The organism is Rothia sp. HMSC072B03, from assembly GCF_001809565.1.
Lineage (GTDB): Bacteria > Actinomycetota > Actinomycetes > Actinomycetales > Micrococcaceae > Rothia > Rothia mucilaginosa_A.
Genome location: NZ_KV797969.1, coordinates 683,085 through 695,188 on the forward strand (window position 1 = coordinate 683,085; position 12,104 = coordinate 695,188).

A 12,104-nucleotide genomic window follows, 5' to 3' on the forward strand; every position below is an offset into this window, starting at 1 on the left:
TATTTATTGGTTTTTGAGAACCCACTCTTTATATCGGAGATAAACTTCTGATAGCTGCTTTCGCTGTTCTTCTAGTTTTGTTTCATTATCTCGAATGAGCGGTTTTTGATATGAGGCTACGAGGTTAGCAAGACCTTGAGCCATTCCTGTATCTTTACTGCATTGTGCTTCAATGACGCTGAGTCGAATTTCTTCTTCCGATGCAGGGGCATTATTATCACCGCTAGCACGGGTTGCATTTGATAGTTCTTGTGTACCCCATTCATAGTCGCCTTTTCGTGGAGTTAGACCTTTATCCGATAGGCATTTCCACCATGCTTCACGGTATTTTTTCCATTCGGGATGATTCATGGCAGCTGCATAGGATTCACCGTGGATTCGACGATAGGCTTCTGTGAGGCCACTTTGCTCTTGGAGGCTGATGCCGGCAATCTCTTTCAACGTGGCTAAGATTTCAGGCATGCACTGTTCCATGATTTTTGTGTCATATCCCCCGGATGATGGTGCATTCCCGAATCGCTTGTAGTGTCCATATTTGGCGGCGTATTCGGGGTTCCAGAGGCCAAACTCGCGACCGGATGAAACGAATTTCCTGTCTTCTACATCCGGGATATATATTTCGTAGGATTGGCCGTGTTTTGCGAAACAGCGCTGCCTGAGAATTTCCAAGGCTCGACCGTAATACTGGGAATTTTCATCGAAAATGTCATTGTATTCTTCGAGTGGAGTAATGATTCGGTTGTTTTTATAGTCTAGAGTTGCTTGGGCCGTTTCATCACGTTCTAGTTGCGGGCCTGTAGAACAGGATGTGCAGGCTAGCGTGAATGCAAACGTTATGGCCATTGCGGGCTGAAAGATTTTCTTGAGGTTCATGATTCTCCCTCCTTAATTGGATAAAGAATATGTGACAGTAAAGAAAGCGGGGCTGTATTTTGCTGATTGTTGCAAAGCATATGACCCGGTGAATATGGGTGTCGAGAGAATCTGGAATCTATGTGAATCCCAGAGCGATAAGCAGAATCTCGGGGGAGTGCCTGCTAGCTTGGGAGTGCACCCATAGCGAAAGGCCAAGACGCTATGGCAGACCACGCACAAGGGTGTTTCTGCAGCGTCGTTACTGCTGGGAGAGTATTCTAGAGCTTCATCATGAACCCCTATGGGTTATGGAGGGCAAATACTCATAGATGAGTGAGTCGTGCCCCCCCCCGTAATGCTGGTAGGGCACCCTAAAATATCCACCAATACTATGGCGAATATCATAGTTGAAGGGTGGTTAAAGCCTACCACCGGCTAGGTGCGCACGGCAACCAAAACTCCGGTCACGTCTGATTTATTACATGAGAAACGCATAGTCAACGACCATATCAACAGGAAGCAGCTCGGGCATCCTGCACCCCTTCACAGTTAAAACACGAAAGCCCCCGGTTGATGAATCATCAACCGGGGGCCTTCGTTTAGCGTCTAACGCAGAACCGGGGTTCTACAGCTAAATGATTAGTGCTGCTCCAGCTCGGAGTTAGCGTTCACGTTGAGCAGGTCGTACTTAGCGAATGCCTTCGCGGGAACGTCTGCTGCAACCTCGCCGCGCTTTGCCAGCATCTGCAGGGTGCGGACAACAACCGACTCTGCATCGATGTGGAAGAAGCGACGTGCACCCGGGCGGGTGTCTGCGAAGCCGAAGCCGTCGGCACCCAGGGTTGCGAAGTCGTTCGGAACGAACTGGCGGATCTGGTCGGGAACATCCGAGGTGTAGTCGGTGGTCGCGATGATCGGGCCAGCGGCACCTGCCAGCTTCTGGGTCACGTAAGGAACGCGAGCGGGCTGGTTCGGGTTCAGCAGAGCCTCTTCCTCAGCGGCAATGCCGTCGCGGCGCAGCTCGGTCCACGAGGTGACGGACCAGAGGTCTGCGGAGACGCCCCAGTCCTCAGCCAGCAGCTTCTGAGCCTTCTCAGCCCACGGAACAGCAACGCCGGATGCCAGCAGCTGTGCCTTGGGACCGGAGGTCAGCGGGGACTCGCTGATCTTGTGGATACCCTTGATGATGCCCTCAACGTCAACGTTTGCCGGCTCAGCAGGCTGGTGAATCGGCTCGTTGTACACGGTCAGGTAGTACATGACGTTGTGGTCTTCGTCCTTGGTACCGTACATCTGCTCGATACCGCGCTCCACGATGTGAGCAATCTCGTAGCCGTATGCCGGGTCGTAGATCTTGAAGGCCGGGTTGGTGGAGGCCAGGATGGGGGAGTGGCCGTCGTTGTGCTGCAGGCCCTCACCGGACAGGGTGGTACGACCTGCGGTTGCACCGATGACGAAGCCGCGGCACATCTGGTCGGCTGCAGCCCAGAAGCCGTCGCCGGTGCGCTGGAAACCGAACATCGAGTAGAAGATGTAAATCGGGATCATCGGCTCGCCGTGGGTGTCGTAGGACGAACCCAGAGCGATGAATGCAGCGGTTGCACCTGCCTCGTTAATACCCACGTGAACAATCTGGCCCTCGGGGGACTCGGTGTAGGTGAGCATGAGCTGGTGGTCAACGGGCACGTAGTTCTGGCCGTTGGGGTTGTACAGCTTAGCCGAGGGGAAGAAGGAGTCCATACCGAAGGTACGTGCCTCATCGGGGGTGATGGGGGCAATACGGTGACCGAAGCCCTTCACGCGCATGAGGTCCTTCATCAGGCGGACGAATGCCATGGTGGTAGCAGCGGTCTGCTTGCCGGACCCCTTCTTGGTCTGTGCGTAGACCTTGGACTCGGGCAGGATAATCTCGGGCTGGACGTTCGGACGACCGGGGATGTAGCCGCCGAGTTCCTTACGGCGTGCCTGCATGTACTGCAGTGCCGGGTGGTTTGCCTCGGGCAGGTAGTACGGCGGGTTGTACAGATCCTTCTCCAGCTCCTCGTCGGAGATGGGGATGTTCAGGTGGTCACGGAAGCCCTTCAGTGCTTCCATGGTGAACTTCTTGATCTGGTGGGTGGAGTTACGTGCCTCGAAGTAGGGGCCAAGCTCTGCACCCTTAATGGACTGTGCCAGGATGACGGTGGGCTTGCCCTTGGTCTCCATAGCTTCCTTGTAGGCTGCGTAGAGCTTCTTGTCGTCGTGGCCACCCAGGCGCAGGTTGAAGATCTGCTCGTCGGTCAGGTCTGCAACGAGTTCCTTGGTTTCGGGGTACTTGCCGAAGAAGTGCTCGCGGATGTAGCCACCGTCTTCGCCACGGAAGGTCTGGTAGTCACCGTCGAGGGTCTCGTTCATCAGCTGGATAAGCTTGCCGCTCTTGTCCTTCTTGAGCAGCTCGTCGTAGTCGGAGCCCCACAGGACCTTGATGACGTGCCAGCCTGCGCCGCGGAAGAATGCCTCGAGCTCCTGAACGATCTTGCCGTTACCACGAACGGGGCCGTCCAGACGCTGCAGGTTGCAGTTGACGACGAAGGTCAGGTTGTCCAGGTGCTCGTTTGCAGCCAGCTGCAGTGCACCACGCGACTCGGGCTCGTCCATCTCGCCATCGCCCAGGAATGCCCAGACGTGCTGCTCGGAGGTGTCCTTGATCTTGTGGTTGTGCAGGTACTTGTTGAAGGATGCCTGGTGGATAGCGTTCAGGGGGCCCAGACCCATGGAAACGGTCGGGAACTGCCAGAACTCGGGCATGCAACGGGGGTGCGGGTACGAAGGAATACCGTTTGCGCCCTTGGTCTTCTCCTGGCGGAAGCCGTCCATCTGCTCTTCGGTCAGGACGCCCTCAACGAATGCGCGGGAGTAGACACCGGGGGAGGAGTGACCCTGGAAGAAGACCTGGTCGCCGCCACCGGGGTGGTTACGGCCGCGGAAGAAGTGGTTCTGGCCCATTTCGTAGAGGTCAGCGACACCCGCGAAGGTGGAGATGTGACCGCCCACGCCGATGCCCTTCTTCTGGGCACGCTGCACCATGATTGCTGCGTTCCAACGGATCCATGCGCGGTACTGGCGCTCGAGTTCCTCATCACCGGGGTACTCGGGCTGCTGATCAACGGGAATGGTGTTGATGTAGTCGGTCTTGACCAGAGTCGGGACCTTAACACCCTTCTCGCCAGCTTCCTTGAGCAGTGCACGGAGGATGTACTCTGCGCGCTCGGTGCCGTGGGTCTTGATCAGGTCTTCGAGGGATTCAGCCCACTCCTGGGTCTCTTCGACGTCGATGTCCTTCAGGCCATCGAGAAGGGTGCTCAGGGAGTGCTCGTTCGGTACGTTAGCCAAACTAATCCAACCTCTCTTCTGTGCGGTTGTTCAGATGGTTCATGACGCGATTCTGCGTCGTTTGAATCATCTCTATGTTTAAGCGCGGCAGACCGTTAGACCTGCTGCGCTTCTTTCTCTACTATCTTAGACCTAAAAATGGCCTTCATGGCATCAAAATGATGTTTTTGTGATGTTGTTTTCGCACTCTGGGCATCATTGAGGAAAACGGGGCTCAAAAGAGGGGGTGTTAGGGTCTAAATGAACCTATATATCAAGGGAAAACGGGTGACATGGAATTGCCGCGAAGTACCGCTTTTTACCGGGATTTTGGTTGGGGTGAAGGTGTTGTGTTCCGTGGGGTTGTGTGGGATTGAGTAGGACGCAATGAATCCTGGTTCGCGAGCCGGTCAAAAACAGTGAGATGTATAACACGCTTAGATGGTTTGCGTACCCAGAAGTCGGTCTGTATAATATTACCTTGTGTTCGGCTGACATTCGCTCAGTAAGAACTACGGGTCTTTAGCTCAGCTGGTAGAGCGCCACGTTTACACCGTGGATGTCATCGGTTCGATCCCGGTAGGACCCACCGCTAACCCCGGTACCGCACGGTACCGGGGTTTTGTTTACCCTCAGCGATTTACCCGCCCAGCGTATTCCCCCGCGCGTATCCCGATGCGTGCCCCGGCGCATTTCTCCAAGAGTGAGAAGAACAGCTCATCAGGGTATAAAAGTACACTCCACCTGTATATAGCCTGCCCTCAGCGCGTATCCTTATATACATGACTGAAAACAAGAAGGCACAGATTGGTGTTACCGGCCTTGCTGTCATGGGTGCAAACCTCGCCCGCAACCTGGCACGCAACGGCTACACCGTGGCACTGCACAACCGTTCCGCTGAGAAGACCGACGCCCTGCTCGCCGAGCACGGTGCAGAGGGCGACTTCATCCGCACCGAGTCCCTGCAGGAACTCGTCGACTCCCTCGAATCTCCCCGCCGCATCCTGATCATGGTGAAGGCGGGCGCACCCGTCGACTCCGTGATCGAGCAGCTCACCCCCCTGCTGGACGAGGGTGACATCATCATCGACGGCGGCAACTCCCACTTCCCCGACACTATCCGCCGCGAGCGCGCACTGGCCGAGAAGGGCCTGCACTTCGTGGGCGTCGGCGTGTCCGGCGGTGAGGAAGGCGCCCTCTGGGGCCCCTCCATGATGCCCGGCGGCTCCGCCGAGTCTTACAAGCACATCGGCCCCATGCTCGAGAAGATTGCCGCTAAGGCTCCCCAGGACGGCGCACCCTGCTGCGCATGGATCTCCACCGACGGCTCCGGCCACTTCGTGAAGATGGTCCACAACGGCATCGAGTACGCCGACATGCAGGTGATTGGCGAGGCCTACGACCTGCTGCGTTCCGTGGCCGGCATTGAACCCGCCGAGCAGGCAGAGATTTTCAAGGCCTGGAACAAGACCGAGCTGAACTCCTACCTGATCGAAATCACCTCCGAGGTGCTCGCACAGGTGGACGCCAAGACCGGCAAGCCTCTGGTCGACGTAATCGTTGACGCCGCCGGCCAGAAGGGTACCGGCCTGTGGACCGCTAAGGCCGGCCTGGACCTCGGTTCCCCTGTCTCCGCCATCGCAGAGTCCGTTTTCGCCCGCGCCCTGTCCTCCGTCGATCGTGAGCAGCGCGAGCAGGCTCAGCGCGAGCTGTCCGCCGGCCTGATTGCCACCACCGGTGTGGGCGCCGGCGACCCCGAGTTCGTTGAGGACGTGCGCCGCGCACTCTTCGCATCCAAGCTCGTGGCCTACGCACAGGGTATGGACCTGCTCACCCGCGCAGGCAAGGAGTACGGCTGGGACCTGAAGCTGGACACCATCGCATCGCTGTGGCGTGCAGGCTGCATCATCCGCGCCGAGCTGCTGGGCGACATCATGGCTGCCTACGCAGGCGAAGCACCCGCGAACATGCTGCTGGCACCCGCCTTCAAGAACCTCATGGAGGAGCTCGTTCCTTCCTGGCGTCGCGTGGTGGCTAAGGCAACCGCACTGGGCATCCCCGTGCCGGTGTTCGCTTCCGCCCTGTCCTACTACGACGGCCTGCGCCGCCACCGCCTGCCCGCCGCCCTGATTCAGGGCCAGCGCGACTTCTTCGGTGCGCACACCTACGGTCGTATCGACGAAGAGGGCGCCTTCCACACCATGTGGAGCGGTGACCGTTCCGAGGTGAACGCAGCGGATATCCACGTTCACTAAGCTCCCGTAGCTGACCGCGAAAGGCCCGCCCCGGCCGGATTTCACATCCGGTCGGGGCGGGCCTTTGCTATGTCTTCTTGATGTCTCGGCTATGCGCCGTTGTTCACGGCGCCGAAGAGCACCGCAGGGAGCCTCTCAACGCGCCGCTACGGGCGCAGAAAGCGGGGAGGAGCTCTAAATCCACATCGCCGGGTCGATGTACGCCACGGCGTCCACCAGGGGCTTCTTCTTCTCGGGGGTGCGCGGGCGGTGCTTCGCGGGAATACCGGTAATAATCGAATCGGCCGGGTGATCGTTGACGACCACGGCGTTCGCACCAATCGCGCTATCGGAGCCGATCTCCACCGGCCCCAGCACCTTCGCGCCGGCACCAATGGTCACGCGGTCACCAATCGTGGGGTGACGCTTCACCTTCTCCAAGGAACGACCACCCAGGGTCACACCGTGGTAGAGCATCACGTCGTCGCCAACCTCAGCGGTCTCACCAATCACGATCCCCATGCCGTGATCGATGAAGAAGCGGCGGCCAATCGTGGCGCCCGGGTGAATCTCCACGCCGGTCAGAAAACGAGCAAACTGCGAGAGAGTACGAGCCAGCGCCTTCGTCTCATCCTTCTGCCAGAGCTTATGCGTGAGGCGGTGCGCCCAGATGGCGTGCATGCCCGAATAGTTCAGAGCGATCTCGACAGCGCCACGGGCAGCGGGGTCGTGCTGGCGGACGTTCTCAATATCTTCACGCAGGCGCGCAATAAAACTCATGGGGTTCCCTTTCCCTCAACGGTCGTGCTCTGTGTGTGCGACCTTTCCAAAGGTACCAACAACGGTGCTCATTCACCTATTCCCGAACTCTGTCGTCGTCATAGTGAGCGCTCTCTTTAACATCTCGGTCACAATTGCGTGCGGAACGTAATATTCGGGCTCGGGCGGGCCCTAAGCGGGGGAGCATCGCGGGGGAACGCAAACGCTCCGCCCCGGCGTGCAACCGGGACGGAGCGTCGAACACCGCGTACTGTTCTAGACGGCGGCCCCACGGGGGCCGAAGACCGGGGTCTACTAGCCGCGGATGTCCTCGTAGAGGGCGGTGGAGATGTAACGCTCACCGAAGTCGGGAACGATAGCCACGATCAGCTTGTCCTTGTTCTCGGACTTCTTGGCCTCTTCCAGAGCTGCCCAGACGGCCGCGCCGGAGGAGATGCCGCCCAGGATACCTTCCTGGGTGGCCAGCTGGCGGGAGGTGCGCATAGCGTCCTCAGCGCTGACGGCGGTCACGGAGTCGTAGATGCCTCGGTCCAGGGTCTCGGGAACGAAGTTGGCGCCCAGGCCCTGAATCTTGTGGGGGCCAACGCGACCCTCGGAGAGCAGCGGGGAGTCCTTGGGCTCCACGGCGACAACCTTAATGTTGGGGTTCTGCTCCTTCAGGTACTTACCCGAACCGGAGATGGTGCCGCCGGTACCGATGCCGGCCACGAAAATGTCGACCTTGCCGTCGGTTGCTTCCCAAATCTCGGGGCCGGTGGTCTTGTAGTGAATGGCGGGGTTAGCCTCGTTGGAGAACTGCGAAGCCAGGATAGCGTTCTCGGTGTTGGCAACGATTTCCTTAGCCTTCTCCACGGCGCCGCGCATACCCTCGGTACCGGGGGTCAGCACGATCTGCGCACCGTATGCGCGCAGCAGGACGCGGCGCTCAGCGGACATGGTCTCGGGCATGGTCAGGATGACGCGGTAGCCACGAGCCGCACCGACCATGGCCAGGGCGATACCGGTGTTACCGGAGGTGCCCTCGACGATGGTGCCGCCGGGCTTCAGAGCGCCGGACTCCTCGGCGGCGTCGATGATGGCGCGGCCGATACGGTCCTTGACGGAACCTGCGGGGTTGTAGAACTCGAGCTTGACGGCGACGTTACCGGGCAGGCCCTCGTCCAGACGGTTCAGGCGGACCAGGGGAGTCTCGCCGATAGCCTCGACGATGCTGTTGACAATCTTTGCCATGGAGGTGCTCCTTCTGAGCATGGGGGAGGGGACTACCGGAATAGCTGGGCCTCCCCAGTGAATAATTTGGGTACGTGGACACTCTACTACTCGGCGGCGGCAGGTTTAAACCTGCGGTCACAGTTCGTAACATGACTTTTCGTGACCGGGAAGCCTGCACGAGCGCGCATCAACGGGGTGCCCCGGCGGTGCCTCCACGCCGGATCCCTCGAGGCTTCCGCTGGATGCGTCGCCTCAACCTATGCCGTGACCGGAACCTCGGCGGGTACCTTGAGTGGGCAAAAAGAAAAGCACCGCGCCTCACCTTTGTCCTAAAGGCCCTCCCTCACGGAGAATGCGCGGTGCTTTCTTGAAACATTATGTAGCCCAAAAAGACAACCTCTGTATACAAGAGTAGTGGTGAACCCCGTTCACCGCAAGTCTAGGCGGGCCATTTTATTGCTACTGGATGAAAAAATATTTGCGGCTCGCGTTACGGCTCCTGTTACGGAGGGCGCAAACCTCTCACATACACTCCGCGGACGGCCCAAAAAGCGCATCCGCGGAGCGCCCCCGGAACGATCCTTCGAGTGAACAACCGGTCCGAGAGCGAGGACAAACGCGAGGGCAAACCGACTAGTTGATGTCCATGTGGAGGTCCCACTTATTGTTCAGGTAGCGGCCCACGGCCTCACCGAACATCTTCACGTGACGCTTATCAGCCGCCACGGTCTGCTCCTTGCCGTCCTTGAACAGCTTCTCACCCAGATCCACGTTCAGGGTCACGGTCCAGTTGTACGCACCCTGAGCCAGAACCGGCTGCTTGGTTTCAATGGTCAGGGTAGCGGTCGGGTTCACGTACCAGGTCTTCTTCGCATCAATACCGGACTTGGTGGAATCTGCGTACTTCTTCATCGCGGCCAGGGTCTCCTGGTCGGTACTGACCTCGTTCATGTAGTGCATATCGCCGGTGCGCAGCAGGTACTCAAACGCCGCACCAAAGTAAGCCAGCGCCGAGGCAAAACCGGCCACCGAATTCTGGTGCATGGTCTCCGGTACGACCGGGGAGGGAACATTCTGCGGCGGGTGCTCAGCGTTACCCGGCTGGTACTCACCGTGGTCTTCCATCTTCTCCAGCTTTGCTACACCGCGGTAGTCCTTATCGTCGTTGGGTAGCGGCGAGTTCGTTGCGGTCGCCGATGCGCTCGCCGAGGGCGAAGCGGAAGCGCTCGGAGAGGCAGTCTCGGAGGCGCTAGCCGAAGCAGTCGTCTCGGAGGTAGCGGAGGGGGAATCAGAGGGGGATGCGGAGGCCTCGGAGGAAGCCTTCGAACCGCAGGCCGCCAGTAGCGCCATGGAGCTGACGCCCAGCACACCCAGCGCCGCGCGGCGGGTCAGAATCTCAGACATAGTGATACCTTTCAAACATTCGGTGATTGCAACCAGTTTAACCGCAAACGCGCCTCAATACAGAGTCCGGACCGGCCTGAAGACGCGGCCGCGTGAGAAGTATCTCGTTCGGCGAGGAACGAACGAAAGCCCGGCCAAACGGCGAACCAGCTCGCGAACGCGGGACGCAATCCGGGCTAGGGCTGGCCAGGGCTGGCTCGAGCTAGGAAGCGGAAGGAGAGCCCGCCGCGGAGCTCTCCACGGCGGAACCCGCAGAGGCGCTGGCCGAACCCGCAGAGGCGCTGGCCGAACCCGCAGGGGTACCGGCAGAAGCCGAAGCCGCACCTCCCTGCAGAGTGGCACCGTACGCAACGCTCAGCTCCCACATCTTCGAGTCGGCGTGGTAGCGTCCGCGGAAGTCGCACTCCTGAACCGTCACCTGAGAAGCAGGGCCCGCGGCGGAAGGAGAAGCCGAAGCCGTGGTAGCCTCACCGGAAACCAGCGCGTCCTCGGAAGGCTCGGTAGCCTCGGCCGATGCGGAGGCGCTCGCAGAAGCAACCACCGGCTGCACCTTGCCCTCGGCCACCGCCTCCGCGCCAAAGTCAAGGGTGTACTGACCCTTGAAGAGCAGGTTGCCGTCACTCATGATGGACGGCTGCGCGCTCGAAAGAGCGTAAGAAGCCGAGGGGTTTACGTACCAGGAGCCTTTCTCAACACCCGCCAGAATCGACGTCGAGAGGGCGTCAATCTCGGAGCGGGTCTTCGAAGCCAGGGTGATACCCGTCGAGAACGCCTCAGTGCTACCGGTCTTCACCAGGTAATCCATCGCCGCCGCAAAGTATGCAATGGCCTCGTGAAAACCCGTCACCGTATTCATAGAAAGTGCGTCGGTCACCTGCGGCTTAGGCGCGTTACGCGGCGGGTGATCAACGGTGCCCGGCTCATAGTCCAGAGCACCCTCAAAGTGGGTGTACTCCACCGTTCCGGAGTAGTTCTTACCGTCGTCGGTGTAACCGTTCGGGTTAGCGCTCGACTTCGAGCCCGAAAGGCTACCACCCTGGTTACCGCTTCCCTGCGACCCCGAATTTGAGGAACCGCAAGCGCTCAGCAGGAGCGCGGCGGCGGCTGACCCCGAAAGGCCCAGACCCGCGTGGATGAGAGAACGGCGGGAGACACCGCGCGAAACCCGAGCGGACGCGGGGGAAACGGAAGAATCGGAAGGAAAAGTCATCGGAAATACACCTCACGTAGATGGGGTATGGGGCGTGACGTAATGATCTATAATTACAGGCCCCGACTAGAAGTCATGCCCTAACCCGACGGGCAGGTTAGGGCATGGGCGCCATTCGGCAAAGATTTAGAGCTTATCATCGGAACCGCTACCACCGGAGCTACCGGGGTTGCTGTTGCCGGAACCGTCGTTACCGCCGGTCTGCGAGCCCGCGCCGCCACTTGCCGGCGCCGAGGCCTGAACCTCGTACTCGTCCTGGATAGTCAGAGCCCAGTCGTTCTCCTGGCGCACACCCGTGACAACCAGACCGCGCTCAATGCGACGTTCCTTCTCGGAAATCGACACCGGGGCACCATCCAAGACCATGGTCGGGCCCAGATCAATCACCAAGTCGAAGGTCCACTGAACGCTCTTCTTCACCAGGGTCGGAAGGGCCGTGTAGGCCTTCAGAGTCACCTTGGGTGATACGTACCAGTCGCGTGCCTGGGTGCTTGCGTTGCCCTCGTCCATGAACATCGAAAGGGAAGAAATAAACTTCTCATCGACCTTCGATTCGCGCAGGGGAGCGGGGTCACCGGTCAGCACCAGGTAGTTGATGGCCGCGTAGACAAAACCGATTGAATCGTACAGGCCCTGCATCGAGTTCTGCGCCGCGCTCTCGGGACGCTTGGGCACCGGCACGTTCTGCGCCGGGGCAGACTCCGTGGCCGCAACAAATTCGCCCTTGGACTCGAAGTGATCGAAGGTTACCTCACCGCTAAAATCGGTGCGAGCCGACGCGGAGGGAGTCACCACCGGCTCATCGGGGTCAGCCGACGCGGAGGGGTTGGAGCTACCACCGCAGGCGGCCAGCAGAGCACTCAGCGACACGCCCGCAACGCCAACACCGGCATACCGCAGGGCGGCTCGTCGGCTCAGACCGGACGCGGAACGGGGGGACTGCCCGGAGGCATGGGGGAAAAGTGCCACGGAGTACCTTTCGCGTGAAACTCTCGTACGAGAGGAGTGAAGGAGTGAGAGGAAAGCCCGTCGCCGACGGCGCGAGATGCCGGATGGCC

General features: G+C 59.6%; 8 protein-coding genes and 1 tRNA gene. 2 read left to right on the forward strand and 7 right to left on the reverse strand.

Going from position 1 to position 12,104, the window contains the following annotated elements; genetic code table 11:
• Nucleotides 1-3: 3 nt before the first annotated feature.
• Nucleotides 4-873: a hypothetical protein gene (locus HMPREF2630_RS08945; protein WP_083298898.1), complete on the reverse strand. Its 870-nt coding sequence runs from the start codon at nt 871-873 to the stop codon at nt 4-6.
• 621 nt (nt 874-1,494) lie between these two features.
• Nucleotides 1,495-4,227 carry a pyruvate dehydrogenase (acetyl-transferring), homodimeric type gene (aceE, locus tag HMPREF2630_RS06190; RefSeq protein WP_070483920.1) on the reverse strand — a complete coding sequence of 911 codons (2,733 nt, stop codon included), beginning with the start codon at nt 4,225-4,227 and terminating at the stop codon, nt 1,495-1,497.
• Between the two features lie 495 nt (nt 4,228-4,722).
• On the opposite strand from aceE, the gene HMPREF2630_RS06195 reads away from it, so the two are divergent.
• A tRNA-Val gene (locus HMPREF2630_RS06195) sits at nt 4,723-4,795 on the forward strand.
• A gap of 193 nt (nt 4,796-4,988) precedes the next feature.
• On the forward strand, nt 4,989-6,461 hold the full coding sequence (gene gndA, locus HMPREF2630_RS06200; RefSeq protein ID WP_070483922.1) for an NADP-dependent phosphogluconate dehydrogenase: 1,473 nt from the start codon (nt 4,989-4,991) through the stop codon (nt 6,459-6,461).
• 174 nt (nt 6,462-6,635) lie between these two features.
• Here gndA and epsC read toward each other — a convergent pair whose 3' ends face one another.
• From epsC to HMPREF2630_RS06225, 5 genes are all read right to left on the reverse strand, one after another.
• Complete coding sequence (epsC, locus tag HMPREF2630_RS06205; RefSeq protein ID WP_049343415.1) at nt 6,636-7,220, reverse strand: serine O-acetyltransferase EpsC; 585 nt, start codon at nt 7,218-7,220, stop codon at nt 6,636-6,638.
• Nucleotides 7,221-7,514: 294 nt separating this feature from the next.
• Nucleotides 7,515-8,450, reverse strand: coding sequence for a cysteine synthase A (gene cysK / locus HMPREF2630_RS06210; protein WP_049343414.1), 936 nt, complete (start codon nt 8,448-8,450; stop codon nt 7,515-7,517).
• Nucleotides 8,451-9,065: 615 nt separating this feature from the next.
• On the reverse strand, nt 9,066-9,836 hold the full coding sequence (locus HMPREF2630_RS06215) for a DUF6318 family protein (protein WP_070483929.1): 771 nt from the start codon (nt 9,834-9,836) through the stop codon (nt 9,066-9,068).
• A gap of 202 nt (nt 9,837-10,038) precedes the next feature.
• Complete coding sequence (locus HMPREF2630_RS06220) at nt 10,039-11,046, reverse strand: DUF6318 family protein (RefSeq protein WP_070483931.1); 1,008 nt, start codon at nt 11,044-11,046, stop codon at nt 10,039-10,041.
• Between the two features lie 126 nt (nt 11,047-11,172).
• On the reverse strand, nt 11,173-12,015 hold the full coding sequence (locus HMPREF2630_RS06225; RefSeq protein WP_049345544.1) for a DUF6318 family protein: 843 nt from the start codon (nt 12,013-12,015) through the stop codon (nt 11,173-11,175).
• Between the last annotated feature and the right edge of the window lie 89 nt (nt 12,016-12,104).